At 69.9% G+C, this 25,289-nt stretch carries 24 protein-coding genes, 1 pseudogene and 1 riboswitch; of the genes and pseudogenes, 18 read left to right on the top strand and 7 right to left on the bottom strand.

All coding sequences use genetic code 11. The features are described 5' to 3' along the window. Window positions 1–110: 110 nt before the first annotated feature. The gene (locus QE449_RS17155) at window positions 111–938 is read right to left on the bottom strand and encodes a DUF3027 domain-containing protein (RefSeq protein ID WP_051613068.1); all 828 of its coding nucleotides are present in this window, start codon (window positions 936–938) and stop codon (window positions 111–113) included. Between the two features lie 52 nt (window positions 939–990). Between QE449_RS17155 and QE449_RS17160 the strand changes: the two genes are divergently transcribed. The 4 genes from QE449_RS17160 to QE449_RS17175 all read left to right on the top strand — a co-directional run bounded on the left by QE449_RS17160 (window position 991) and on the right by QE449_RS17175 (window position 4,594). Then, window positions 991–1,824 (top strand): glutaminyl-peptide cyclotransferase, encoded by an 834-nt coding sequence (locus QE449_RS17160; RefSeq protein WP_307109230.1) that lies wholly within the window; start codon window positions 991–993, stop codon window positions 1,822–1,824. A gap of 69 nt (window positions 1,825–1,893) precedes the next feature. Continuing rightward, a complete protein-coding gene (locus tag QE449_RS17165) occupies window positions 1,894–3,573 on the top strand; it encodes an MFS transporter (RefSeq protein WP_307109231.1) in 1,680 nt (559 codons plus the stop codon). Further along, window positions 3,570–4,079 (top strand): DUF2771 domain-containing protein, encoded by a 510-nt coding sequence (locus tag QE449_RS17170; protein WP_027504232.1) that lies wholly within the window; start codon window positions 3,570–3,572, stop codon window positions 4,077–4,079. Before QE449_RS17165 ends, QE449_RS17170 begins: the two co-directional genes overlap by 4 nt. Window positions 4,080–4,126: 47 nt before the next feature. Next, on the top strand, window positions 4,127–4,594 hold the full coding sequence (locus QE449_RS17175; RefSeq protein WP_307109232.1) for a hypothetical protein: 468 nt from the start codon (window positions 4,127–4,129) through the stop codon (window positions 4,592–4,594). 9 nt (window positions 4,595–4,603) lie between these two features. Here the strand turns inward: QE449_RS17175 and QE449_RS17180 are convergent, their stop codons facing one another. After that, entirely contained in the window at window positions 4,604–5,023 is a 420-nt protein-coding gene (locus tag QE449_RS17180) for a cold-shock protein (protein ID WP_027504234.1), read from the bottom strand. Window positions 5,024–5,303: 280 nt separating this feature from the next. Here QE449_RS17180 and QE449_RS17185 point away from each other — a divergent pair, with 280 nt between their 5' ends. The 4 genes from QE449_RS17185 to QE449_RS17200 all read left to right on the top strand — a co-directional run bounded on the left by QE449_RS17185 (window position 5,304) and on the right by QE449_RS17200 (window position 8,293). Further along, the gene (locus QE449_RS17185; protein ID WP_027504235.1) at window positions 5,304–5,522 is read left to right on the top strand and encodes a hypothetical protein; all 219 of its coding nucleotides are present in this window, start codon (window positions 5,304–5,306) and stop codon (window positions 5,520–5,522) included. A 27-nt stretch (window positions 5,523–5,549) separates the two neighbouring features. Further along, on the top strand, window positions 5,550–5,948 hold the full coding sequence (locus QE449_RS17190) for a YccF domain-containing protein (protein WP_307109233.1): 399 nt from the start codon (window positions 5,550–5,552) through the stop codon (window positions 5,946–5,948). Window positions 5,949–6,037: 89 nt separating this feature from the next. Beyond that, window positions 6,038–7,324, top strand: a complete 1,287-nt coding sequence (locus QE449_RS17195) for a glycosyltransferase 87 family protein (protein WP_307109234.1) — start codon at window positions 6,038–6,040, stop codon at window positions 7,322–7,324. Window positions 7,325–7,490: 166 nt separating this feature from the next. Further along, window positions 7,491–7,697: riboswitch (cyclic di-AMP (ydaO/yuaA leader) on the top strand. An 8-nt stretch (window positions 7,698–7,705) separates the two neighbouring features. Then, a complete protein-coding gene (locus QE449_RS17200) occupies window positions 7,706–8,293 on the top strand; it encodes a transglycosylase family protein (protein WP_307109235.1) in 588 nt (195 codons plus the stop codon). A 58-nt stretch (window positions 8,294–8,351) separates the two neighbouring features. On the opposite strand, the gene QE449_RS17205 is transcribed toward QE449_RS17200, so the two are convergent. Continuing rightward, on the bottom strand, window positions 8,352–8,543 hold the full coding sequence (locus QE449_RS17205; protein WP_307109236.1) for a hypothetical protein: 192 nt from the start codon (window positions 8,541–8,543) through the stop codon (window positions 8,352–8,354). A gap of 72 nt (window positions 8,544–8,615) precedes the next feature. Here QE449_RS17205 and QE449_RS17210 point away from each other — a divergent pair. The 5 genes and pseudogenes from QE449_RS17210 to QE449_RS17230 all read left to right on the top strand — a co-directional run bounded on the left by QE449_RS17210 (window position 8,616) and on the right by QE449_RS17230 (window position 15,690). Then, a pseudogene (locus QE449_RS17210) lies at window positions 8,616–10,902 on the top strand (helicase-associated domain-containing protein). A gap of 76 nt (window positions 10,903–10,978) precedes the next feature. Further along, window positions 10,979–12,634 carry a DNA repair helicase XPB gene (locus QE449_RS17215; protein ID WP_027504240.1) on the top strand — a complete coding sequence of 552 codons (1,656 nt, stop codon included), beginning with the start codon at window positions 10,979–10,981 and terminating at the stop codon, window positions 12,632–12,634. 1 nt (window position 12,635) lies between these two features. Beyond that, window positions 12,636–13,319 carry a DUF3239 domain-containing protein gene (locus QE449_RS17220; RefSeq protein ID WP_222627800.1) on the top strand — a complete coding sequence of 228 codons (684 nt, stop codon included), beginning with the start codon at window positions 12,636–12,638 and terminating at the stop codon, window positions 13,317–13,319. A gap of 41 nt (window positions 13,320–13,360) precedes the next feature. Then, window positions 13,361–14,644, top strand: coding sequence for a pyridoxal phosphate-dependent aminotransferase (locus tag QE449_RS17225; RefSeq protein ID WP_307109237.1), 1,284 nt, complete (start codon window positions 13,361–13,363; stop codon window positions 14,642–14,644). Beyond that, window positions 14,641–15,690 (top strand): AraC family transcriptional regulator, encoded by a 1,050-nt coding sequence (locus QE449_RS17230; RefSeq protein ID WP_056446817.1) that lies wholly within the window; start codon window positions 14,641–14,643, stop codon window positions 15,688–15,690. Before QE449_RS17225 ends, QE449_RS17230 begins: the two co-directional genes overlap by 4 nt. Here QE449_RS17230 and QE449_RS17235 read toward each other — a convergent pair. Continuing rightward, window positions 15,679–17,268 (bottom strand): GMC family oxidoreductase, encoded by a 1,590-nt coding sequence (locus QE449_RS17235; protein ID WP_307095500.1) that lies wholly within the window; start codon window positions 17,266–17,268, stop codon window positions 15,679–15,681. The two genes, QE449_RS17230 and QE449_RS17235, sit on opposite strands and share 12 nt — an antisense overlap. Window position 17,269: 1 nt before the next feature. Continuing rightward, window positions 17,270–19,006 carry an aldehyde dehydrogenase family protein gene (locus QE449_RS17240; RefSeq protein ID WP_307109238.1) on the bottom strand — a complete coding sequence of 579 codons (1,737 nt, stop codon included), beginning with the start codon at window positions 19,004–19,006 and terminating at the stop codon, window positions 17,270–17,272. Window positions 19,007–19,132: 126 nt separating this feature from the next. On the opposite strand from QE449_RS17240, the gene QE449_RS17245 reads away from it, so the two are divergent. Then, entirely contained in the window at window positions 19,133–20,350 is a 1,218-nt protein-coding gene (locus tag QE449_RS17245; protein WP_307109239.1) for a CdaR family transcriptional regulator, read from the top strand. Window positions 20,351–20,400: 50 nt separating this feature from the next. Next, on the top strand, window positions 20,401–21,030 hold the full coding sequence (locus tag QE449_RS17250) for an alpha-ketoglutarate-dependent dioxygenase AlkB (RefSeq protein WP_222627809.1): 630 nt from the start codon (window positions 20,401–20,403) through the stop codon (window positions 21,028–21,030). On the opposite strand, the gene QE449_RS17255 is transcribed toward QE449_RS17250, so the two are convergent. After that, entirely contained in the window at window positions 20,996–22,072 is a 1,077-nt protein-coding gene (locus QE449_RS17255; RefSeq protein WP_307109240.1) for a 3-deoxy-7-phosphoheptulonate synthase, read from the bottom strand. The two genes, QE449_RS17250 and QE449_RS17255, sit on opposite strands and share 35 nt — an antisense overlap. A 244-nt stretch (window positions 22,073–22,316) precedes the next feature. Between QE449_RS17255 and QE449_RS17260 the strand changes: the two genes are divergently transcribed. The 3 genes from QE449_RS17260 to QE449_RS17270 all read left to right on the top strand — a co-directional run bounded on the left by QE449_RS17260 (window position 22,317) and on the right by QE449_RS17270 (window position 24,322). Then, window positions 22,317–23,111, top strand: coding sequence for a DUF1206 domain-containing protein (locus QE449_RS17260; RefSeq protein WP_307109241.1), 795 nt, complete (start codon window positions 22,317–22,319; stop codon window positions 23,109–23,111). A gap of 313 nt (window positions 23,112–23,424) precedes the next feature. Next, on the top strand, window positions 23,425–23,868 hold the full coding sequence (locus QE449_RS17265) for a MarR family winged helix-turn-helix transcriptional regulator (RefSeq protein ID WP_307109242.1): 444 nt from the start codon (window positions 23,425–23,427) through the stop codon (window positions 23,866–23,868). Window positions 23,869–23,899: 31 nt separating this feature from the next. Further along, window positions 23,900–24,322, top strand: a complete 423-nt coding sequence (locus QE449_RS17270; RefSeq protein WP_027504250.1) for an organic hydroperoxide resistance protein — start codon at window positions 23,900–23,902, stop codon at window positions 24,320–24,322. Window positions 24,323–24,326: 4 nt separating this feature from the next. On the opposite strand, the gene QE449_RS17275 is transcribed toward QE449_RS17270, so the two are convergent. Then, on the bottom strand, window positions 24,327–25,214 hold the full coding sequence (locus QE449_RS17275; protein WP_056446802.1) for an oxidoreductase: 888 nt from the start codon (window positions 25,212–25,214) through the stop codon (window positions 24,327–24,329). Window positions 25,215–25,289 lie beyond the last annotated feature (75 nt).

A 25,289-nucleotide genomic window follows, 5' to 3' on the forward strand; every position in this document is an offset into this window, starting at 1 on the left:
CCCCACCACCAGATCGGCCTCCGTGGCCGCATCCTCCCGCAGTCGGGTGGGCGACGACGACCAGGCCGCGAGAACGGACTCGCGCAGTGCCTCCGTCCCGAAGGGGTCGGTCAGAGGGTCGACGACGACTCCGTGATGTCGGTGACCGCCTCGGTGTCCCGAGGCTCGGTGTTCCGGGGCTCGGTGTTCTCGGTCGGCGTGGTCTCCAGGGCACCGTCGTCGTAGGCCGCGTACGCGGGCGATCCGGCGCCGGTCGGTCCCTCGGTGTCCGAGTGCGCACCGCAGCCGTACGCCGCGTGCACCACGTGTCCGTCCGCGGCCAACTCGTTTCCGCACACGCCGAACGCAGCGCTCAGCGAACCCTGCAGAGCGAGATAGAAACCACACGTGACGCACGTGCCCGGCGCCGCCTTGGCCATCGGGGAATCGGGACCGAAGTCGCTCTCGGCCCACCGCTCGGCGGCCTCGAGCCGACCCTCGCGGCTCATGACCTGCTTGCGACCGAGACCGAGTTCGAGGGCGACGTCGTCGACGGCGGGATCGCCGGTGGCCAGGTACCCCGGCACCAGTCGGACGTCCTCGTGGCGTGGCGGCAGCAGGTCACCCGGAGCCAGATCGCCGGGACGGATGCGCTCGTCCCACGGAACCCACGTCGGCGCCACCAGGGCGTCCGGACCGGGAAGCAGGGCGAGTTCGCTGACGGTGACGGTCTCGGAGCCGGGGGGCGCTGCGACGACGACCGCCCACTGCCAGCCGCCGTATCCGGGCAGGTCGGCCGCGAAGCGGTGGATCGCAGAGGCCTCGTCGACGGCCTCGACCCCGAGGTGGGCTCCGACCGGGCCTTCGCCCGACTCCACGACGGCGGCCTGCGCCACGGACACGGCGTCGGCGAGGAGCGGGGGGATCTCGGTCACGACAGGGGCACTCACGCCCCCTATTTTGCAGCATCGGCTCGCGTCGTGCGCCCACCGGGCCTGACAGGATGGCCGTATGCGTTCGGGTCTCTTGCGTTCAGGTTCGGGAGTCGGCCGCGCGATCAGGTCCGGAACCGTCGCCGCCGCGGTGGTGCTCGGTGGATGCGCGCCGGATCCCGCACCGCCGGCCGCGGACGTGCCCCGCTTCGGCGTCGAGATCGTCGGCACGTCGCCGCACGACACCGACGCCTTCACCCAGGGTCTCGAGATCGACGGTGACCGATTGCTCGAGGGGACGGGCCGCGAGGGCCGCTCCCGCGTCACGGCGTCCGATCGGGAGACGGGTGACGTGCTCGCGGAGGTGGACCTTCCCGCACCGCTGTTCGGCGAGGGCCTCACCGTCGCCGGCGACACGGTGTGGCAGCTGACCTGGCAGGACGGGATCGCGGTGGCCCGAGATCGCGAGACTCTGCTGGAGCGGCGACGCGTCGACTACGACGGCGAGGGCTGGGGTCTGTGCCTCGACGAGTCGAGTGCGGGATCGAGCGGCCGCCTCGTGATGAGCGACGGCACCGACACCCTCACCTTCCGAGATCCGGTCACCTTCGAGCCCACCGGCAGCGTGCGCGTGACTCGGGGCGAGCGGCCGGTGACGTCGATCAACGAGCTGGAGTGCACCGCGGACGGGATCTACGCCAACATCTGGAAGACCGACGACATCCTGCGGATCGATCCGTCGACCGGCGCCGTGACGGCGATCGTCGACGCCTCGCCGTTGCGTGCCGCACTCGAGGACACGTCCGGAATCGACGTCCTCAACGGCATCGCGGCCGTCCCCGGCACGTCCCGCTTCCTCGTGACCGGCAAATTGTGGCCCACTCTGTTCGAGGTCGAGTTCCGACCACGGTGACCGAGGGACGCCGCCCCCGCCGAGCGAGTCGCCCACACTCCCCGACCCGAGGTGGGGGACAATGACGGGGTGACAGGTCCCGACGATCCGCGCCCCGGTTCGCGACATCCGGGATGGGACAACTACTCGCCGTCCGAGCGACTCCCACCCCGTCGATCGCCGCTGCCTCCGCTGCATCCACCGACGGCCGGACCGGGCGAGACGATCCCGGGCGACCCGACCACGGCGCCCGACCCGACGACACGCATGCCGAACCAGGACACCGGTCCCCGCCGTCCCCGCGTACCGCGCAAACTGACGGTCACCCGCGTCGCGGCGATGCGTGGTCGTGAAATCACGGGCAAGGGCATCGCGACGTTCCGACGCGCCGCCACCGCCGACGGAGCCGACAAGTCCGGTCTCACGGCGCTCACCTACGCGACGATGGCCAACTTCGCCTCGGACGCGGCGATGGCGGTGGCGCTGGCCAACACGCTGTTCTTCTCCGCCGCGACGGGCGAGGACAAGACCAAGGTCGCCCTGTATCTGCTCATCACCATCGCCCCGTTCGCGATCATCGCGCCCCTGATCGGCCCCATGCTCGACCGCCTGCAGCAGGGTCGCCGCATCGCGCTGGCCACCTCGTTCGTCCTGCGTGCCGTCCTCGCCGTGGTGCTGGTCTTCAATTTCGACACCTGGCTGCTCTATCCCGCCGCGCTCGGGATGATGGTGCTGAGCAAGTCGTTCTCGGTGCTCAAGTCAGCCGTCACCCCTCGGGTGCTGCCACCGGACATCGACCTCGTCCGGGTGAACTCCCGCCTGACCGTGTTCGGGTTGCTGGGCGGCACCATCTCGGCGGGAGCGGTCGCGGCTGCCATCGCGTTCGCACTGGGTTCCGCCGGGGCACTGTGGTTCACGTTCGCCGTGACGGTGTTCGGCGCGTATCTCTCCATGCGCATCCCGTCCTGGGTGGAGGTCACCGAGGGTGAGGTGCCCGCGACGCTCGGGTACCACGCCGAGGCGACCACCGGCGCGATCGGCATCGTCCCGGCGCCCAGCAAACGCCGGCAGCCCCTCGGCCGCGACGTCCTCACCGGACTGTGGGGCAACGGCACCATCCGCGTGCTCACCGGCTTCCTCACGCTGTACGTCGCGTTCGTGGCGAAGTCCCGCACCGAGCACGAGCCACTCCAGCAGGCACTCATGTTGGCGTTGGTGGGCGCGGCGGCCGGTCTCGGCAACTTCGGCGGCAACGCCGCCGGCGCCCGGGTGAAGCTCGGTCGCCCGTCGGTGCTGGTGGTGCGCTGCACCGCGGCCGTCACTGCGGTCGCGATCGTCGCGGCTCTGACGAACAGCCTGCTGACTGCCGCGCTCGCGGCTCTCGTCGCGTCGGGCGCGAGCGCGCTGGCGAAGGTGTCGCTCGACGCGTCGTTGCAGAACGACCTGCCTCCCGAGTCGATCGCGTCCGGCTTCGGGCGCAGCGAGACGGTGCTGCAGCTGAGCTGGGTCATCGGCGGCACGTTCGGCGTGCTGCTCCCCACCGAGTACTGGCTGGGTTTCACCGTGGTGTCGGTGGTCCTTACGATCGGCCTGGTGCAGACATTCGTGACCCACCGGGGCGGCTCGCTGCTTCCCGGCTTCGGCGGCAAGAGACCGGTACGAGCGGACCAGGAGGTGGCGGGCAGCGAACTGCGCCACGCCACCGGCCGAATTCCCCGAGTGGATCAGGACGCGGGCCGCGCACCCGCGGGCGAGGACGCTCCCCGATGACGACACGCAAGATCCTGTACGGACTGTCCGCACTGGTCGCCGTCGTCGGCGTCGCCTTCGTGCTGGTGGTCGGCAAGGCGATCCTCGACGCCCCGGAGGAGTCCCCGCGGGTGTCCGCGTACGCCGACGGCCGGTACGAGGAAGTGGAACCGTTCCGGTACTGCCCGGTGCAGGAGCCGCTCTGCGACTACGAGGGCACGACCGCGACGATGCCCGTGCGCGAGGGCCATCCGCTGCAGTTGTCCCTGCCGGGGGCCATCTCGGAGAACCCGTGGGGCTTCGCCAGCGTCTACGGAGACCCGGACTCCGGCGACGTCGTGGAAGCAGACGAGTACTTCGCCCCCGGGACTCGGAACACGCTCACCGTGCCGCCGGTGAACGAGGACGGACTCGTGCTCATCGGCGTCGAGGTGCGCCTGCCGTCCGGTGTCATCGACGTCGACACCGACCAGGAGGAGATCGTCAGCCACGCCATCTGGTCGATCGCCACCACGACGGCCCTCTAGGACTCGGGGCTCGGGTGGTGGTGGAGGAAGCACTGACCGAGTTCGTCATGACCCCCCTGGACTCCCTGAAGCAACGGGACGTCTCCATGGTCGTCGTCGTGGCAACGGTGATATTCGTCGTCACCAACACGGCGTGGAACTGGACGTCGGTGTGGTGGACTCCGGCTGTCCTCGCGTTCGCCGCGGTGTTCGTGTGGACGGGGCGGGACGCCCCGCACCGACGGACCGTCGTGTACCCGGACCGACTCGAGGTTCATCGGCGCAAGGGCGTCACGTCCGTGATTCCCCGGGACGCGATCGAGTCGTTCCGCGGGAAGCCCGACGACGAGGGAGGACCCGTCGTCGGCGTGGTCGATGTGTACGGACGACGGACGATGCTCGAGGGAACCGGGCATGCCGTGCAGAAGCGATGGCGAGACGGCGTCAGGAAGTACTTGTCCGACGCACATCGACGCGAGGTGGACGCTCTCGTCGCGCAGTTCGAGCACTGGCGCACGCACGGCCGCTTGGAGTGACCGCCCGGGTCAGCTGTCCAGTTCGCGGGCGACGGCCCGGACCACCTCGGAGATCTTCTGGGCGGTCTTGCGGTCGGGATACTTGCCCTTGCGCAACTCGGGCTGCACGGTGGCCTCCAGAAGCGTGATCATGTCCTCGACCATGCCGTGCAACTCGTCGGGCGTGTGCTTGCGAGCGGTCGGCTGATCGCGGCGGGCGGCGGCACCCGCCTGACGCAGTGAGGGCGCCGGGTCGAGAACCTTCAGCGACAACGCCTGGGGTCCGCGGCGTCCGGCGGCCATGCCGAACTCGACGCGCTGGCCGGCCTTCAGGCCCTCGACTCCCTGCGGGAGCGCGGACGACCGGACGTACACGTCCTCACCCTCGTCCTGCGAGAGGAAGCCGAAACCCTTGTCGACGTCGTACCACTTCACCTTGCCGGTCGGCACCGATCTCACCCATTCGTCTCGTTGATCGCGTCACATGAATAATCGCGCCCGTTGCCGCCGCCCATGACGGGCCCTGGCGCTCGGGACGCGATGAGTCGATGGTACTCCGCTGCGCGAACGACGAGCACCTCGATATCGCGGGGCAGGCGCCGGGTAGGCCGGAGGCCGGTCGGGTCGTCAGGCCGGGAAGGCCGGAGGCCGGTCGGGTCGTCAGGCCGGGAAGGCCGGAGGCCGGTCGGGGCATCAGGGCGGGAAGGCCGGAGAGATAGTGTGCTCTCTCGTGACCGACTCCCCCCGTACCGGAACCCCGGCGCTCCTGGTCGCCGCCCTCGTCTGTTTCGGGTTGGGCCTGCTGGCGATCGTCGTCATGTTCGTGACGCTGCTCGTCTGGGACGATCCGCCCGGACTGTGGATCTATCTCTCGGCGATGCTGTGCCCGCTGGGGTTCCTGCTCGGTCTGATCCACGCGCTGCGGTCGGGCCGCCGAGCCCGGCGCTGACACGGCGGAACCGGGCATACTGGTCGCATGCGCCTGCTGCTGAACGTCATCTGGTTGATCTTCGGCGGCCTGTGGCTCGCTCTCGGCTACTTCGTGGCCGGCATCGTCTGCTGCATTCTCATCGTCACCATCCCGTTCGGTATCGCGGCGTTCCGCATCGGGGTGTACGCCCTGTGGCCCTTCGGCCGGACCGTGGTGGACAAGCCCACGGCGGGCGTCGCCTCGGTGATCGGCAATTTGATCTGGATCGTCGTGGCAGGAATCTGGCTGGCCATCGGGCACATCCTCACCGCGATCGCCATGGCGATCACCATCATCGGGATCCCGCTGGCGTTGGCGAACCTCAAGCTGATCCCGGTGTCGCTCATGCCGCTGGGCAAGGACATCGTCGACTCGGACGCACCGTTCGTGGCCACGCGCTACTGACGTCGGGGCGCGCACTCAACAGAACGAACGGTTCCTTCTCGGCGTGGCCCGAGGGGTGATACACGTCGGATCGGTCTACCATCCTGTGCGTGATACTGAAGAAATCCGATGACCGCACCTTCGGATCACACAGGATCTTCGTCGCCCTCACCGTGATCGGTGCCGCCGTGGCGCTCGTCGCGCACGATCGGCTCATCCCGTTCGACGTCCCCAAGTTCGGGTTGTTCCGGTTCGGCATCGACGCTCTCGTGTACCGCGCCGGCGGAGCGACGGTGCTCGACTCGTCCCCGCTGTACGCCCACGATCTGGTCGGCGAACTCCCCTTCACGTATCCCCCGTTCGCCGCGCTGGTGTTCGCACCTCTCGGGGCGATGTCCACCGCGACGACCAACATCGTCTTCTGGCTCGGGAACATCGCGCTGCTCTATCTGATCGTCCGGTCCTGCTGGATGGTCCTCGGCTTCCGCGACGACCGCAGTCTCCGCATCGTCAGCGTCGCACTGTCCATCGTCTTCACGTGGCTCGAACCGGTGCGCATGACCATCTGGCTCGGTCAGATCAATCTCGTGCTCCTGGCGCTGGTGCTGTGGGACCTGTCGCGGCCCGAGGGCAGCCGGCTCCGCGGCATCGGGGTCGGCATCGCCACCGGCATCAAGATGACTCCCGGACTGTTCCTCGTCCACCTCGCGCTGACACGGCAGTGGCGGGCACTGGTCGTCGGCGTCGTCACCGCCGCGGCGACCGTGGTGCTCGGCTTCGTCGTGCTCTTCTCCGACGCGGTCACCTACTGGTTCGGCGCCATCTCCGACTCGTCCCGCATCGGCGACATCTCGTCCGGCGCGAACCAGTCGCTGCGCGCGTCGATACCGAGGTGGTTCGGCATGACCGAGGCGCCGACGCTGCTCTGGATCGTCATCGCCGGAGCCGTCTGCGTGGCCGGCCTTCTCGTGGGCGCCGCGGCGCACCGCCGGGGGTTGCCACTCCTCGGCCTGATCGTCATCGGCCTGACAGCGCCTCTGGTGTCCCCGTTCTCCTGGGGTCACCACTGGGTGTGGCTCCTGCCGCTGGTCATCGTCTGCATGGACGTCGCACTGCGTGCCTCGAACCCGCTCGCCTGGCTCCTGCCGCTCGTCGCGAGCCTGCCGCAGATCGCCTGGTTCTGGGTGGCGCCCGGTGACGTCTACGCGATCGGCACCTTCATGCTCCCGCCGTCGAACCGACTCGAGGGTGTGGTGCTGCAGACCGTCTACCCGACCACGGGTGTTCTGGTGCTCGTCGTCGTGGCTGTGATCCTGCGCACATGTGACGTCGGACACATAACGAAGCGGTCACGAACGGGTGACGAGACGGTGGTCAGCACGCCTTCGCCGTCCTAGCTGCGACGACCCGTTCGAACACCTCACAACGGCGGCGCGACGCGCGCACCAGGGGAAGTTATCGAACAGTGACATGTGTGCCCGTTTCGTAATACTGTCCATCACGGCCGGAAGTTCGGCCGACGTCCGGCCCGCCGCGCCAAACCTCGTCCCGCGGGTACCGGACATCCCTCACAGACATGATCAGGGACGAGGGCGGGGGACCCACACGTCCTTCGTAGATATCCGGCCGGCTCTCGCGGCGCCCCACCGGGCACCGAGCAGTCGACCTAGGGGTGAAGCCTCTCCGCTCCAGCCAGGAGCGCACCGAGGCCGGGCTACCTCTCAGCCCGAATCCGACAGCTGACCTCGCAGGCGCGTGTGGAGAGGATTTCTTCCCTTATGAGCGGACGTCATCGCAAGCCGAGCACCACGGGCAAGACCGTCGCCAAGGTCGCCGTCACCGGCGCACTGGTCGGCACCGCAGGTCTCGCATTCAGCGGCACGGCCAACGCAGCCCCCGATTCCGACTGGGACCGTCTTTCGCAGTGCGAGGCCGGCGGCAACTGGGGCATCAACACCGGTAACGGTTTCCAGGGCGGCCTGCAGTTCTCGCCGAGCACCTGGACCGGACACGGCGGCGGAGAGTTCGCGGCCACCGCGAACCAGGCCAGCCGTGAAGAGCAGATCGTCGTCGCCGAGCGCGTGCTCGAGTCGCAGGGCTGGGGCGCCTGGCCGTCCTGCTCCTCGCAGCTCGGACTGAGCAGCGGCCCGACGCAGCGCGACGCACCGGCGCCCACGGCGCCCACCGCACCGGCACTCCCCGATCTGACGAGCATCCCGTCGACCGAGCAGGCCGTGCAGGGACTCACCCAGGTCGTCCAGAACTTCACCAACGATCCGGCGATCCTGGGCTTCGTCCAGGCCGCCACCGCGGATCCGCAGGTGGCGAGCTTCATCGCAGCGAACCAGGATCTCCTGCCCCGCTGACCCACTCCACGAGAAAGGCCCCCACCGACTGGTGGGGGCCTTTCTCGTGTCTCGCGCGTCAGCGGTTGATGACCGTGTGGGGATGCGCGTAGGGCAGCGAGTCCACCGGCAGCGGGAACTCCGTCTCCTCACCGAACGGGGACAGGTTTCCGGCGCGCGCCGCCATCAGTTCGGTGACGGGATGATCGTCGTCGTCTGCACTGTGCGGCCAGCCCGGGTCGACATATCGCTTCTTCTCTGAGTTCGCCATGCTTCATTTCACCATTCGGAGTAGCGCCTCTGCCAGTCCAGGTCCCCGGACCGGTCTCTACGCTTGACCTCGATGACCGACAACGAGGGCACGCCGGCGGACACACTCACCGAGTGGTTGTCCGCGCGCAGCGACGACGAACTGGCCGAACTGCTGCGGCTCCGCCCCGATCTGACCATCCCGCCGCCGCCCACACTCGAGGTTCTGGCGGGCCGGTCCGAGCAACGTGCCTCGGTACTGCGCGCGGCCGAGGACCTGGACACCACGTGCCTGACCGTCGTGGAGCTGCTCGCGCACGAGGGCGCCGACAACCGCCCCGGTCGCCCGCGCCCGACTCGACGAGATCGTCGGCCGCCGAGCGACGAAGAAGGCGGTCGACGCGGCTCTGTCGGTGTTGCGTGCGCGTGCGCTGGTGCGCGGCACGACGTCGCTCACCCTGGTCGCGGCCGCACGCGACGCCGTGCCGTGGCGGGTCGGACGGTTCTTCGACGTCGACGCCTCGCTCACCGCCGAGGTGGTCGGTGCGAAGCTCGCGGAGATCGACGACCGCAGCCGTGAGCTGCTCACCACGCTGACCCGCTCGTCGTCGATCGGCCGGACGCGCGACGCCGCACCCGGTACGCCCGCGGATCGGCCCGTCCAGCGCCTGCTCGCCGCCGGGCTGCTCACCTGGCTCGACGACAACACGGTCGAACTGCCGCCGCAGGTCTCGCAGGTACTCCGCGGCGAGCCCGTCACCGATCCGGTGTCGCTGGCCCCGCCGGCGGCGTCGACCACCGCTGTCGGGGTGGCGGACGTCGACGCGGCCGCCGCCGGGGAGGCCCTCGAGCTGCTGCGGCACTGCGAGGACATCGTCGACTCGCTCTCCCGCACGCCCGCGCCCGCACTCAAGGCGGGAGGACTCGGCGTCCGGGAGATCCGACGCATCGCGAAGGCAGCCGATCTCGACGAGGCGCGGGTCGGCCTGCTGGTCGAGGTCCTGGCGGGCGCCGGACTCATCGCGGTGGGGCTGCCCGATCCGGGACCGCTCACCGACATCGACGACATGTGGACGCCCACCCCCGCGGTCGACGCGTGGGTCACCGCATCGCCGGCACAGCGCTGGGCCACCCTGGCCGGAGCCTGGCTGGATCTGCCCAGGGTGCCGTGGTTGATCGGCATGCGCGACGCCAACGACAAGCCGATCGCCGCACTGTCCGACGAGGCCCGCTCGGCCGCCGCGCCCCGAGACCGGCGGATCGTGCTGGGCGTGATCGCCGATCTCGCCTCGGGAAAGGCCCTCGCCACCGAGGACGTCGTCCGCATCACCACCTGGCGCAGGCCACGCCTCGCCGCTCGCCTGGGCGTCGGCCCGGTCTCCCGCTACCTGGCCGAGGCCGGCGCTCTCGGGGTCGTCGGCCGCGGAGCACTGTCCACCCCCGGACGCGCACTGATCGGTGATCCCTCCTCGGCCGCGGCGGCGATGCACCGCGTCCTGCCCGAACCCATCGACCACGTTCTGGTCCAGGCCGACCTGACCGTCGTCGCCCCCGGGCCGTTGACTCCCGAGCTCGCGCAGCGGATGTCGACGGTCGCGGACATCGAGTCGGCGGGCGCCGCGACGATGTACCGCATCGACGAGCGGACGCTGCGACGTGCTCTGGACGGCGGCACCACCGCCGCGGAGCTCCATGCCCTCTTCGCCACCCATTCGCGGACGCCTGTCCCGCAGTCGCTGACCTACCTCATCGACGACGTCGCCCGCCGCCACGGACGCCTGCGTGCCGGGGTGGCGTCGTCCTTCGTCCGCTGCGAGGACCCCGCACTGCTCGCGGAGGTGCTCTCCTCTCCCGCCGCCGAGGCCCTCGCGTTGCGGGCACTGGCCCCGACCGTCGCGATCTCGCAGGCGCCGCTGGCCGACGTGCTGGCCGGGCTGCGCGCAGCCGGGTTCGCACCCGCGGGCGAGGACTCCTCCGGCACCATCGTCGACGTCCGCGATCGCGGTGCGCGCGTCGTCCCCCGTCGCGGTCGCTCGCCCTACCGCACGCCCGCCGTCCCCACGGACGAGCAACTGGGGCGCCTCGTCTCGGAGATGCGGGCCGGCACCCGAGCCGGAGAGGTGCGCCGGACCGAGCGTGAACGGGTGCGGTCCGACGGCACCCGTGCGTCCGGCGCCGCGACGATCGCGCTTCTCCAGCGCGCCGCGTTGTCCCGCTCACCGATCAGCATCGGTTACGTGGACGCTGCCGGTGTCTCGAGCAACCGTGTCGTCGAACCGGTGACCGTCGGCGGCGGCCAACTCGACGCGTGGGACCCCGACGCCGGTGTCATGCGTCACTTCACGTTGCACCGCATCACGTCTGTGGCCCTGCTCGCCTGAACCGCCGCGCCGGTGCAAGGCACAATGGACTGGTTGCGCCCCGGTTCGTCCATGCGGGGCGCGTGAAGGAGAGACCGTGACCGACGGACCGTTGATCGTCCAGTCCGACAAGACCCTGTTGCTCGAGGTCGACCACGAGCTCGCCGGGCAGGCCCGCGCGGCCATCGCTCCGTTCGCCGAGCTGGAACGCGCACCCGAGCACGTCCACACCTACCGCATCACCCCGCTCGCGCTGTGGAACGCGCGCGCCGCGGGCCACGATGCCGAGCAGGTGGTCGACGCCCTCGTGACCTTCTCCCGCTACGCGGTTCCGCAGCCCCTGCTCGTCGACATCGTCGACACGATGGCCCGCTACGGCCGGCTCCAGCTGGTCAAGTCGCCCGTGCACGGGCTGTCCCTGGTGAGCCTCGACCGCGCCGTGCTCACCGAGATCATGCGGCACAAGAAGATCGCCCCGATGCTCGGCGCGCAGGTCGACGACGACACCGTGCTCGTCCACCCCAGTGAGCGCGGGCGCCTCAAGCAGATGCTCCTCAAGGTCGGCTGGCCGGCCGAGGATCTGGCCGGATACGTCGACGGCGAGGCGCATCCCATCGATCTGGACTTCTCCGGTGGCCACTGGGAGCTCCGCGACTACCAGCAGATGGCGACCGACTCGTTCTGGGCCGGTGGATCCGGTGTGGTCGTCCTCCCCTGTGGTGCCGGCAAGACGATGGTGGGCGCCGCGGCCATGGCCAAGGCCCGCGCGACCACATTGATCCTCGTCACCAACACCGTCGCCGGTCGGCAGTGGAAGCGCGAGCTCATCGCCCGCACCTCCCTGACCGAGGAGGAGATCGGCGAGTACTCCGGCGAGCGCAAGGAGATCCGCCCGGTCACCATCGCGACCTACCAGGTGATCACGCGCCGCACCAAGGGTGAGTACAAGCACCTCGAGCTCTTCGACTCCCGCGACTGGGGCCTGGTGATCTACGACGAGGTGCACCTCCTCCCCGCTCCCGTGTTCCGCATGACAGCCGACCTGCAGTCGCGACGCCGACTCGGACTCACCGCGACGCTGGTGCGCGAGGACGGCCGCGAGGGCGACGTGTTCTCGCTCATCGGCCCCAAGCGTTACGACGCACCGTGGAAGGACATCGAGGCACAGGGCTGGATCGCGCCGGCCGAGTGCATCGAGGTGCGCGTCACTCTGACCGACGCGGAACGCATGTCGTACGCCGTGGCGGAGCCGGAGGAGCGTTACAAGCTGTGCTCCACGGCGCACACGAAGATCGCCGTGGTGAAGTCGATCCTGGCACGGCACGAGGACTCACCGACGCTCGTCATCGGCGCGTACCTCGACCAGCTCGACGAGCTGGGTGCGGCCCTGGATGCTCCCGTGATCCAGGGCTCGACCAAGAACAAGGAGCGCGAACTGCTCTTCGACGCGTTCCGCCGCGGCGAGATCAAGACCCTCGTGGTGAGCAAGGTCGCCAACTTCTCCATCGACCTCCCCGAAGCCTCGGTGGCCGTGCAGGTCTCGGGCACCTTCGGATCCCGGCAGGAGGAGGCCCAGCGACTGGGCCGACTGCTGCGCCCCAAGCACGACGGTGGGCAGGCGCACTTCTACTCGGTCGTCTCGCGCGACACCCTCGACGCGGAGTACGCGGCTCACCGCCAGCGCTTCCTCGCCGAGCAGGGCTACGCGTACCGCATCACCGACGCCGACGACCTCCTGGGACCGGCGATCTGACGTGCGCACCTTCGACTTCCCCGTCGACCGCGCGCACGCCCGGTCGGTGAACGAGACCCTCGGCGACGTGCGGCGGTTGCGCATCTCGTCCGTCGTCTTCGCCGTGCTCCTCGCGGGCGGCGCGGCCTGGCTGTACGTCCTCGACCACGCGTGGTCCTACATCCTGTGTGCGGTGCTGGCCGTGGCCGCCCTGATGTCGCTGTGGGTGTCCGTGTGGGCGCCCCGCAAGGTCGGGTCCATCGACGAGCTGTACGCCTCGAGCGCGTTGGTGCCGGCCATGGTGTCGGAGACGCGACCGCGTGGAGCCACGATCCTCGCGCTGATCGACATCGCCAAACCGGAGACCACCGTCCCGCACTACGCACTCGTCGTCCGGAACGTGCGGGCGCTGCCGGGACACACGATGACCGAGGGCGAGCGCGTCCCCGCCGTGGCCGTGCTGTCCGACCGGAGCGCCAAATCCATCTCGGAGACGTGGCAGATGGTCAGCCCCATGCCCATCGCCTGGGGTACGCGGGACAGGACCGTGCTGCGGACGGCCATCGAGGCCATCGATCCGGTCGAGTGGAAGCTGCTGCGCAAGAACCTGTCCGTGTCGGAGACCGTGCGGCAGGCCGAGAACGATCAGCTCCTCATCGACCCCCACGACCTGCCCGAGGAACTGCTGCAGAAGCGCGCGGACTGACGCGTCGAGGGACTCGTGACTCGAACGCTAGGCTCCCCCTCATGGCTGTGACGTCGAACGACCGCGCATCGAGTCCGGCCGGCCTCCGGCCTTCCGACTCCGACCCGGCCGGCCTCCGGCCTTCCTCCCGCGACTCCGAACCGGCCGGCCTCCGGCCTTCCCGCACCGTCGCCCGGCTGCGCCCCTTCGCGTCCACCATCTTCGCGGAGATGACCGCGCTGGCGGCCACGCACGACGCCGTCAACCTCGGTCAGGGTTTCCCGGACACCGACGGCCCCGCGCGCATGCTCGAGGTGGCGCGCGAGGCCATCGCGTCCGGCCTCAACCAGTACCCGCCCGGGCCGGGCATGGCGGTGCTACGCGACGCTGTCGCCCGGGACCGGGCAGGCCGCTACGGCACCGAGTACGACCCGGACTCGGAGATCTTGGTCACCGTCGGGGCCACCGAGGCGATCAGCGCCGCGATGCTCGGCCTCGTCGAGAGCGGTGACGAGGTGCTGCTCGTCGAGCCGTACTACGACTCCTACGCGGCCGCCGTCGCGCTCGCGGGTGCGCAGCGGCGCACCGTCCCCCTCGTCGTCGACGGCGATCGGTTCGCCCTCGACGTCGATGCCCTGCGCTCCGCCGTCGGCCCGCGTACCCGCATGATCGTCGTCAACTCCCCGCACAATCCCACCGGAACCGTGTTCACCGCATCGGAGCTGGCCGCGATCGCCGAGGTCGCGTGCGAGCACGACCTCCTGGTCCTCACCGACGAGGTCTACGAGCGACTGGTGTTCGACGACGCCGTCCACACCCCCATCGCCACACTCCCCGGCATGGCCGAGCGCACCATCACGGTGTCGAGCGCGGCGAAGACGTTCAACGCCACCGGGTGGAAGACGGGGTGGGCCTGCGGACCCGCCGACCTCATCGCCGCGGTGAAGGCGGCCAAGCAGTTCATGACCTTCGTCGGCGGCGCCCCCTTCCAGCCGGCGGTGGCCCACGCCCTCGACCACGAGAGCGCCTGGGTGGACGCCCTGCGATCGGGACTGCAGGCCAAGCGGGACACGCTGTCCGCCGCGCTGTCGCATGCCGGGCTGGACGTCAAGCGCAGTGAGGGCACGTACTTCGTCTGCGCCGACATCGCTCCACTGGGCGAGTCCGACGCCGACAGTTTCTGCCGTGCGTTGCCCGAACGCATCGGCGTCGTCGGCGTACCGGTGGACGCGTTCGTCGATCACCGCGAGGGCTGGGACACCCTGGTGCGCTTCGCCTTCTGCAAACAGGATCACGTGCTCGCCGACGCGGCGTCGCGATTGGCCCGATTGTCCGCCACCCCATGACGATCGACACTGCGGCGCCGCCGACCATCTCGGTGGAGTTCGTCCGCACGGCGGTGACCCTCGCGCGGGAGACGGGTGTGGACCTGTCCGCCTGCCTGCGCGAGGCCGACATCGACCCGCACGTCCTCACTCGACCCGGCGCCCGCCTCACCACCGACCAGGTCACGCGCCTCACTCGCGCGCTGTGGCAGATGACGGGCGACGAGCTGATGGGTCTCGGATCGGCTCCGGTGCGCCGCGGCACCTTTCGGGCACTCAGTCTGACGATGATCCACCGCCCCGATCTGGGGAGCGCGCTCGAGCGGATGGTGGACGTCGGTCGCGCCTTTCCCGGCGTCCCGCGCGGTGTGCTGATGCGCGGCGGGGGACGCGCCCGGCTCGAACTCGTCGACTCCCCGACGATGATCGCCGATCAGCTCTCCCCGGAGGCGGCCGAGGCGGCGCAGCGCATCCGCATCGAGTTCCTGCTCATCCTCTGGCACCGCTTCTCTGCGTGGCTCATCGGGCGGCGCGTGAAACTGCTGTCCGTCCAGGTGCCCTTCCCCGAACCGCAGCATCCGTCGCCGCGGGTGTACGACGACATCTTCGGGGTGCACGTGACGTTCGGATCCGACGTCGCGGCACTGGAATTCGACGACGCGATCATGGCGTCACCGCTCGTGCAGACGGAGGAGAGCCTCGAGGAGTACCTCCGCGAGTCGCCCAATCGCCTGTTCTCGGAGCGGGACTACGGCTCCAGCGCGGCGAGTGTGGTGCGGCGCGCCCTCGCACTGGGCGCGATGGGCCGCGCCTCGACCACCACCGACATCGCGACGATGTTGTCCATCAGCGTGCCGCACCTGCGCCGGTTGCTGCGCCAGGAGGGCACGTCACTGGGTCAGCTGCGCGACGAGGTGCTGCGCGACGCGGCGGTCGCCGGGCTCGAACGAGGCGAGACGGCCGAGGAGATCTCGTCGCGTCTCGGCTTCTCCGAACCCAGCGCCTTCCGCCGCGCCTTCAAACGGTGGACCGGGATGACGCCGGGGTCGTACCGCTCACACGCGTGAGGCGAGCACGAACTCCGACAGCTTCTCCCCGATGAGCACCGACGGTGCGTGGGTGTGGCCGCGGATGATCGTCGGCATCACGGACGCGTCGGCCACGCGCAGCCCCTCCACCCCGCGCACCCGCAGCTCCGGATCCACCACCGATGCCGCGTCCGAGCCCATCCGGGCGGTGCCCACCGGGTGATAGAGGGTGTGAGACATGGTCTCCAGCGACTCGCTCAGCGCTTCGTCGAGTGCCTCGCTGTTGCGCAGTACCGGGCGCACCATCTCCCCCAGTCGCGATTTCAGCGGCTCCGTCTGCGCGATGTCGGCGCAGTAGCGCAGCCCGCTGAGCATCGCCGTGCGGTCCACACCGCCCGGGTCGGACAGGTAGCGCGGATCCACGATCGCCTTGTCCAACGGTGCGGACGACCGCAACGAGATGCGTCCGCGGCTCTCCGGCTTGAGCAGGATCGAGGCCAGGATGGCCGCATGCGAGTCCGCCGGGATGAGACCCTCGTCGAAGAAGGGCGCCGGCGCGAAGAGCAGTTCGATGTCCGGGAGGTCGAGCGAGTCTCGGCTGCGGACGAAGCCGTACGCCTCCGCGACGTTGGAGGTCAGCATGCCGCGTCGACGCGCGAGGTAGTTGATCAGCTCCGGGATCTTCTCCGCGGTGAACAGCGTGTCGGACTGCACCCCGTATCCGAGGGCGGACACCAGGTGGTCCATGAGGTTCTCGCCCACCTCGGGGGCGGCGTGCACCACGTCGATGCCGTGCTCGGCGAGATGTTCCGGCGCACCGATCCCCGACAGCATCAACAACTGCGGGGTGTTGATGGCACCGCCGGACAGGATGACCTCCTTCGAGGCCCGAACCGTGTGCAGCGCACCGTCCTTCGAGTACTCGACACCCACCGCGCGGGTTCCCTCGAAGAGCACGCGCGTGGCCTGCGCCTCCGTCACCACGGTGAGGTTGGGCCGTGACATGGCCGGCCGCAGGTACGCGTCGGCGCAGCTCCACCGGGCGCCGCGCTTCTGGTTGACCATCGTCTCGGTCATGCCCTTGGGCGTGGGGAGATTGGCGCGCTCCGTCGACAAGCCCAGTGCCGCGGCCGAATCGAGGTACGCGCCGGTGATCGACCGGGGACTGCGCTGCTTCGACACGTGCAGCGGTCCGCCGCTGCCCTCGTCGGACTCGGTGGCACCCTCGATGTTCTCGATACGGCGGAAGGTGTCCACCACGCTGTCGAACGACCACCCGGGTCCCGCTGCCTCCGCCCAGTCGTCGTAGTCGGCTGCGAACCCGCGCACCCACATCATGGCGTTCATCGACGAGGAGCCGCCGAGCATGCGCCCACGGGGCCAGAAGATCCGTCGGCCGGCGAGTTCGGCCTGCGGCTCGGTGTCGTAGTCCCAGTCCAGTTCCGAACGGAAGAGCTTCGAGAACCCGGCGGGAATGTGGACGAACTTGTCCTTGTCCTCCGGGCCCGCCTCGAGGACGACGACGTCGGTGTTCGACGCGGCACTGAGCCGATTCGCGACGACGCATCCTGCGGATCCTGCGCCGACGACGACGTAGTCGGTGGAAGTCTCGGTCATGTCAACCTCTCAGAGCGGACGCGAAGATGGCGGGCAGGGCTTTCCAGGACGGAGCCGCGGCGAACGCGGTGAACCGCTTCGCGGTGGTGGCCGCGGTGCGGTTGGTGACGAACCACGGCGGCTTCGGCGACAGGGTGAACTCGCCCTTCAGGATCGAGCGCGGCGCGGGTCGGAAGGGCCCGCGGACGATGGTGCGCTCGGGTCGGTCGATCAGCAGTGCGTTGTGCACGACGCCGATTCCGCTCTGGACGTCGTCGAGCGTGTGGCCCGGGAACGCACCCCAGGTCGCCGCCGCCGTGAGGAAGCCGACGCCGGTCCACGCGTTGAGCGCGATGGTGCCGTAGCGCAGGTCCTCGAGCATCTCGTCGACGGCGGTGCCGAGCGACGACAGCGTGTCGGGATGCGCGATCACGTTGACGCCGAGCGTGCCGACGAACTCCTCGTTCGACATGCGGACGGCCTCGTCCACGAAACGTTGCCCGGTGTAGGGGATCTCGATGACACCGAGCACCGGTGCGAAGTACTCGGTGGTGAGCAGAGCGCGGTAGCTGTCCGGATCGAGGTCGCTCACGAGGGTGCGGCCGCCGGACGGGCCGAGCGACTCCGCGCCCGGGTAGTCCGCTCGGGCACCGGCGACGCGGGTGGCGCTGCCGGGGTAGTACGGCTCGCGGTCCGGCGCCTCGTGGAGTGCCGTGCGCAGTGCCGCCAGGAACGCGTCGCGCTGCGGCCACTCGGAGGAGATCACCACGACCTGCGCGGCGACGCAGTTGTAGCCGCCGTTGTGCAGCCGCTGGGTCACCACGTGCTCGGCCTGGAACCGGATGTCCGCGTCGGACCACTCGCCCGGGATCACGATGACCGGCGAGACGCCGCCGAGTTCGCTCGAGATGGGCACGTCGAGCAACGGGGTGTTGGCCTTCCTGCGCTCGGCACCCTCCTCGCCGGTGCCGAAGACGATGGCGTCGTGCGTGATCGAGCTGCCCGTCATGTGCACGTGCGCCACGGCGTCGTGGTGCACGAGGTACGAGCCGACGTCCGGGCCACCGGTGAGGATGCGCACCGCGCCCAGCTCGACCAAGGGAGCGAAGACGGCGCGGAGCACCGGTTCCATCGGATCCGTCACCGGGTTGAGCTTCAGCGCGACGACGCGGTTGTGCGCGACCAGTTCGTAGAGCGTGTCGAGCGGGGCGATGGACGTGATGTTGCCGGCGCCGAGCACCGCACCGATGCCCCCTGTCTCGGTCGGGTTCCGTTGCGCGAGTCCGGCGTCACGGCGCGCGGTGTCCGCGTCGACACCCGGTTCGAGCCACACCTCGGCGGAGAACCCGTTGAGCAGCAGCGTGTCGAAGATGTTCGACGGCAGCACCTGCACGGTGGTGCGCCCGCCCGGACCCGAGCCGATCCGGGCGTCCGCGAGCGGGCTCTTCCCCACGGCGAGCTGCCGCAGACTCTGCGCGAGCACGTGGCACGCGGTGACGACGGAGTACGGCCCGGAGAGCCATTCCTCGCCGAGGAGTGCGGAGGCCGCGGGCAGCTTCTTGAATCGAGCGGCCGCGTCGACCCACTCCTGCGCCTTCGACGCCGTGAGGGCCGCGACCCGGTCGAGAAGGTCCGCGCGGTCGCCGAGCGAGGCACGTGCCCATGCGGCCTCGCCCTGTTCGAGGTCGCGGAGAGCCGCGTCGACCTCGGGAAAGGCGGATGCGCCGGTGGTACTCGGGGTGAGTTCGCCTGTGGTCATACCGTTGATTGTGACCTGTACTACATCGGGTGGCCATAGGCGGACGTCGGCAGCTCACGCGCCCGGTTTGTGCCGAAGCACAGCCGCCCTGTGGTGTCCGTCACCGGACAGCCGTACGGTGGAGTGATGTCGACTCCCGTGGCCGTCCGCCGCTCCGCACCGGAACCGCTCACCTCGCAGGGTCTCGCCGCGCTGCTGGGAGAGCACGTCGGCGAGCTCAGCGAGCGTCTCGTCCTCGACATCCTGGTCGCCGAACAGTCGTACCTCGAGGCCACGTCGCTCACGCGGGAGGAGCTCGCCACGGTGTGCACCGGCAATCTTCGGTCCATGCTCGACGCTCTGACCACGGGCGCGAGCGGCGACCTGGAACCCGCACGCGCGGCCGGCCGGATCAAGGCCGAGAACGCGGTGCCGCTGGCGGCGTTGCTGCACGCGTTCCGCCTCGGTGGTCGTCTGATCTGGGCCGAGCTCACCGCGGCGGCCGCGGGCCGGGCTCCGGAGGTGCTGCTCGCGATGGCCACCGAGGTGTGGGCACTGGTGGACACCTATTCCGACGCGGCCGCGGAGGCGTATCGCGACGCCGCGGACCGGCTCGCCCTCGACGACGCCGATGCGCGCCGCATGGTGCTGCGCGCTCTCTTCGACGAGACCGCCTCGGACCCCGCTGCCGTGCAGGACGCCCTGCGGGCCTTCCGCATCCCGGACGCGGGCCACTTCGCCGTCGTGTCCGCCGAGACCACCGTCGACCGGGGTGCCACTCCGGGCAGCGCGCGCGAGAGCATCCTGCCGCTCGGTGTCGAGTCGGTGTGGGACACCGATGCGGACGGTCACCTGGGACTGCTGGTCGCCTCCGCGCCGGCGGTGCTCGACGACGCGGTGGACACCCTGGGCCGGCTCTACGGCACCCGACTGGGTGTCGGCACGTACTACGAGCGGTCGCTGTCCACCCCGACGGCGGTGGCGCAGGCCCGGACGGCTCGTCGCTGCGCACCGCCGGGGAGCGCGCGCATCAGTCGCTACGACGCGTGTCCGGTTCCGCTGCTGCTGGTCTCGACTCCCGACGCCGCCGCGCGGGCCGCCCGGCAGATCCTGGGTCCGCTCGCCGTGGCCGAGGGCCCGCACCGCCTCGCGGACCGGGACAGCCTGCTCGAGACGCTCGACGCGTGGTTCGCGGCCGCCGGTTCCACCACCGCGGCGGCCGACCGCTTGCACTACCACCGCAACACTGTGCTCTACCGGCTCCGCCGTATCCACGACCTCACGGGCCGTGATCACACGAACCCGGTGGACGCCGCCGAACTGTACGTCGGTCTGCGCGCAGCGGAGCTGGCCCGCGTTCGCTGACGACGGCCGCGTAGGAACATACGTTCGAACGACCGCGCTACGATGGCCCCGTGACCTACGCACTCCAGGCGTCCCTGTTCGACGACGGCGCGGACGGACCGTCGCTCGGCTCCCTCACGTCCGTCCGCCGGACGGTGTTGACCGACGGCGCGTGGATCGACGTGCTGCCGAACTGGGTGAGCGGCTCGGACTCCGTCTTCGACCGGCTGGTGGAGGAGGTTCCGTGGCGGTCGGAACGCCGACCGATGTACGACCGCGTCGTCGACGTCCCGCGCCTGGTCTCCTTCTTCCCCGATCCCGAGCGGCTGCCCGCCCCCGTCCTGGTCGATGCCGGTCGACAGCTGAGCGAGCACTACCGGGCCGAACTGGGCGAGGACTTCGCCACGGCCGGACTCTGCTTCTACCGCGACGGCAAGGACAGCGTCGCCTGGCACGGCGACGACCTCGGACGCGGAGCGCGCGAGGACACCATGGTCGCCATCGTGTCCCTCGGCGCCGCACGGCCGCTGTTGCTGCGACCGCGCGGCGGCGGTCCGTCGGTGAGACACACTCTGGGACACGGTGATCTGATCGTCATGGGCGGGTCCTGCCAGCGGACCTGGGAGCACTGCGTGCCCAAGAGCACACGCGCCACGGGGCCCCGGATCAGCGTCCAGTTCCGACCGCACGGCGTGCGCTGACGGCGTCGGCCAGCGCCCGCACGGCGCGTTCGGTGTCCGCCCACCCGAGGCAGGCATCGGTGATCGACTGGCCGTAGGTGAGCGGCTCCCCCGGCGTGCCGAGGTCCTGACGGCCCTCGACGAGGAAGCTCTCCACCATCACCCCCACGACGCCGCGGTCGCCGCCGGCGATCCGGTCGGCGAGGTCGCCCAGCACGTCGAGCTGGCGTCGGTGGTTCTTGGCACTGTTGCCGTGGCTGACGTCCACCACCACCCGCGGGTCCGCGCCCGAGCGCCGGAGCCGCTCCCCCGCGTCGGTCACCGAAGCCGCGTCGTAGTTCGGGCCGGAGGACCCACCCCGGAGGATGACGTGGGCGTCCTCGTTGCCCGTCGTGCGCACGGCGGCCAGTCGGCCGTCGTCGTCGACCCCGGCGTACACGTGCGGCGACCTCGCCGAGCGCACCCCGTCGACGGCCACCTGCACGTCGCCGTCCGTTCCGTTCTTGATGCCCACCGGCATCGGCAGACCGCTGACCATCTGGCGGTGAACCTGCGACGACGCGGTGCGGGCACCGATCGCCCCGTACGTCACCAGGTCCGAGAGATGGCCGGACAGAGCAGGATCGAGGAACTCCGTCGCCGTGGGCAGGCCGCCGTCGACGATGGCGGCCAGAATGCGCCGCGCCGCCCGGAGCCCGGCGTCGAGATCGTCCGAGCCGTCGAGGCCGGGGTCGCTGAGCAGACCCTTCCAGCCCACCGACGTCCGCGGCTTCTCGAAGTAGACCCGCATGATCACCTGGAGTCGATCCCCCACCTCGTCGGCCAGGACGGCCAGCCGGCGGGCGTAGTCCAGTGCCGCGATCGGGTCGTGCACGGAGCACGGGCCCACCACGACGGCCACGCGGTCGTCGGCTCCGGTCAGGATGGCGCGCAGGGCGTCACGGCTGTCGGCGACGCGGAGAGCCGCGTCGGCGGATGCGGGCTCCGCGTCCCGCAGCGCACGCGGCGAGACGAGCGGACCTGTCCGCGACAGGTCGGGAAGAGTGTCGAGTGCGAGAGTCACGATGAGTCCTCGGGGCGGTCGGGTGAGACGTCACGACCGGGACACGCATTCCACGCGAGCCGGTCCTGCCGGCTCGTCGGGTGGAGTGGGTCAGCGCATGGTTCCGCTGACCGGACCACCGAGGGCCGGCCTGCTGAACCAAAAATATGCTCGCTGCACACAGGCACTGTAGCGCACGGCCGTGCCGACGAGCCCGGGCGGCGGAAGCGGACATTCTTCTCCCTCAACGTGGGACCATGGTCCGATGGCGATCGACACCTCTCGCGGGGACCGCATCCAGAACAGCACGGCGTTCGAGAGAGCCGCCCGCGCAGGGCATCTCGTGAGCGGCGTGCTGCACCTCCTGATCGGATACATCGCGGTGCGGCTCGCCTTCGGACAGGGCGGCAACGCCGACCAGTCCGGCGCGCTGGGCGAGCTGGCCTCCAAGCCCGGCGGTGCCGTCATGCTGTGGATCGCCGTCGTCGCCTTCCTGGCCCTCGCCGCGTGGCGCATTCTCGAGGCGGTGGTGGGTAAGAAGACCGAGGCCGATTCCGGCAGTGCGACCGATCGACTCAAGGCCGGTGCACTCGCCGTCGTGTACCTCGCATTCGCCTGGTCCGCGCTGAACTTCGCTCGCGGTGCCGGGCAGTCGACGGGTCAGCAGAACGCCGGGCTCACCGCCCGCCTCATGGAGTCGACGATCGGCAAGGTCGTTCTCGTCGTGGCCGCGGCCGTCATCATCGGCGTCGGCGCCTATCACGTCCACAAGGGGATCTCCACGAAGTTCGAGAAGGACCTCGAGGGTCACGTCGGGCGTCCGGTCCGGGTCATCGGCGTGGTCGGATACACCGCCAAGGGCCTCGCCCTCGTCGGTGTCGGTGTGCTGGTGGCCGCCGCCGTGCTGACCGCGGACCCCGGCAAGGCGACGGGTCTCGACGGAGCCGTCAAGACCCTGGGGGCGCAGCCGTTCGGACAGATCCTGCTCGTCCTCGCCGGAGTCGGCATCGCCCTCTACGGCGTCTACGCCGTCGTGATGGCCCGGCACGCCCGGATGTGACGTCCCTTAGGACACGCCACGGACCGCACGGGCTGTTCACAGCCTTTTCGCAGACGGGTGGTGCACAATACGGGGTATGAGTCTGGACCATTCCGCCGAAACCACCACTGCACCCGTTACCGACGGTCAGTACCCATCGGTGCCCATGACGCCGCTCCGACCCGCGCCCGCCGCCTCGCAGCCGCGTGACGACGCCTACCCCGGCGTTCTCCGCACCCTCGCGATGTTCCTGTTCGCACGCTGACGTCCGCCTCGATCGCTGCGACGCACTTTCGTCCTGCGCGAAAGGTTGTGCACAATTCAATTGTGCGCTATGTTAAGCCTTGTGAACGACGCGCTGACACTGGACAAGCAACTCTGCTTCGCCCTGTACTCGGCGTCGCGGGCCACCACCGCGGTCTACCGGCCCCTGCTGGACGACCTGGGCATCACCTACCCGCAGTACCTGGTGATGCTCGTGCTGTGGGAGCGGGACGGACTCAGCGTCTCGGAACTGGGCGATCGACTCGGCCTGGATTCCGGAACACTGTCCCCCCTGCTCAAGCGCATCGAGACACTGTCGCTCGTCACCCGCGAACGGTCAGCGGAGGACGAACGACGCGTCGAGATCCGGCTGACGGACACGGGCCGCGCCCTGCGTTCCGCGGCCGCGCACGTTCCCGAGTGCATCTTCACCGCGACCGGCCTCACCGAAGACGAGGCGACCACGCTGATCGCGCTCGTCCGCAAGACCACCGCGTCGCTTCGCTCCGCCTGACCCGTCCATCCCCACCACGAGAGGTTCACCCATGAAGACGCTGTACACCGCAGAGGCACTGGCCACCGGCGACGGACGCAACGGCCACGGCCGCACCACCGACGGCAAGGTCGACGTCGACCTCGCCGCCCCCACCGAGATGGGCGGCAGCGGCAACGGAACCAACCCGGAGCAGCTCTTCGCCGTCGGCTACGCCGCGTGCTATCACTCCGCTCTGCGCCTCGTCGCCGGCCAGCAGAAGGCCGACGTCACCGACTCCTCCGTCGGCGCGAAGGTCAGCATCGGCCCGAACGACGCCGGCGGCTTCGAGCTCGCCGTGGTCCTCGAGGTGACCCTCCCCAACCTCGATCACGACACGGCGCAGGCCCTCGCGGACAAGGCCCACGAGGTCTGCCCCTACAGCAACGCGACCCGCGGCAACATCGACGTGCAGATCACCGTCAGCGACGACTGACCGTTCAGATCGGGTAGGTGACGCCCGTGAGCTCGACCGACCTGGTCCAGAGCTCACGGGCTTTCGCCTCGTCACGCGAGGCCTTGTTCGATCCGACCTTCTTCGGGTGCCCGCTCAGCTCCTGGAACCCGTCCGGTCCGAAGTAGCCGCCGGACTGCAGCCCCGGTGCCGTCGCGGCGTAGAGCTCCGGCAGGCTTCCCATGTAGGCCGACTGGGCGAAGACCCGGCCGAGTGACATGAACGCGTCCTGCACACTCTCCGTCCGACCCATCAACTCGGTACTCGAGTAACCGGGATGCGCCGCCAGCGAGAGCACGGGTGACCCCGCCGCACGCAGTCGGCGATCCAGCTCGTACGCGAACAGCAGGTTCGACAGCTTCGACTGCCCGTAGGCACCCCACCGGCTGTAGCGACGCTTCTCGTAGTTGAGGTCCGACAGCTTCAGTCCCGGTACCTGGTGCATGAAACTCGACATGGTGACCACGCGGTCGGTGATCCTGTCCAGCAGGAGGCCGGTCAGCGCGAAATGCCCGAGATGGTTCGTGCCGAACTGCATCTCGAAACCGTCGGCGGTCCGCTTCAGCGGCAGTGCCATGACGCCGGCGTTGTTGATCAGTACGTCCACGGTGGGCGTGTCGTCGGCGAATTCCCGCACCGAGCTCAGATCCGCGAGGTCGAGTCGACGCACCTCGGCGCGCTCACCGATCTCGTCCGCGATCGGCTTCGCCTTCTCCACGGTCCGGCAGGCCAGCACCACCGTCGCGCCCGCGCGACCGAGTGCCTTCGCGGCCTCGGCGCCGAGCCCGCTGTTGGCTCCTGTGACCACGAAGGTCCGGCCGGACTGATCCGGTACGTCGGTCTCGACCCACTTGTGTGCAGACTTCTGTGCCATGCGCTTCCCCCCTGAGACTTCTCTCGGCCGCTCGCCGCGGCCGACCGCGTTCGAGGGTACCGGCGCACTACGCTC

Origin of the sequence: Rhodococcus sp. SORGH_AS_0303, from assembly GCF_030819335.1 — a bacterium.
Lineage (GTDB): Bacteria > Actinomycetota > Actinomycetes > Mycobacteriales > Mycobacteriaceae > Rhodococcoides.